Origin of the sequence: Terrimonas pollutisoli, assembly GCF_029360765.1 — a bacterium.
GTDB lineage: Bacteria > Bacteroidota > Bacteroidia > Chitinophagales > Chitinophagaceae > Terrimonas_B > Terrimonas_B pollutisoli.
In genome coordinates this window covers 1-504 of record NZ_JARKNA010000075.1, presented here as the reverse complement: position 1 = coordinate 504, position 504 = coordinate 1, and the positions used below count along the sequence as shown (strand labels likewise).

Sequence of the window (504 nt, the reverse complement as noted above, 5' to 3'; positions counted from 1 at the left end):
ACCGTTACCGATGCCAATAATTGTACAGCGACTACTTCTGTTACCATTACACAACCTGCTGCTGCTCTTGCTTTGAGTGAGGCTCATGTCAATGTGCTTTGCTTTGGCAACAGTACCGGTTCTGTTGATTTAAGTGTTAACGGTGGTACCGCTCCTTATACTTATTTGTGGAGCAATGGTGCAAGCACGCAGGACATCACGGCTCTTGCCGCAGGAACTTATTCTGTTACCGTTACGGATAACAATAATTGTACAGCGACTACTTCTGTTACCATTACACAACCTGCTGCAGCACTGGCTTTGAGTGAAGCTCATGTCAATGTGCTTTGCTTTGGCAACGCCACCGGTTCGGTTGATCTTACAGTTAACGGTGGTACAACTCCTTATACTTATGTGTGGAGCAATGGCGCTACTACGCAGGACATCACCGCTCTTGCCGCAGGAACTTATTCTGTTACCGTTACGGATAACAATAATTGTACAGCGACTACTTCTGTTACCATT

1 protein-coding gene is annotated in these 504 nt (G+C 45.8%); it reads left to right on the top strand.

The window, feature by feature from the left end; genetic code table 11:
- A partial coding sequence (locus tag P2W73_RS26420; protein ID WP_276505107.1) for a SprB repeat-containing protein occupies nt 1-504 on the top strand: 504 nt, incomplete at both ends.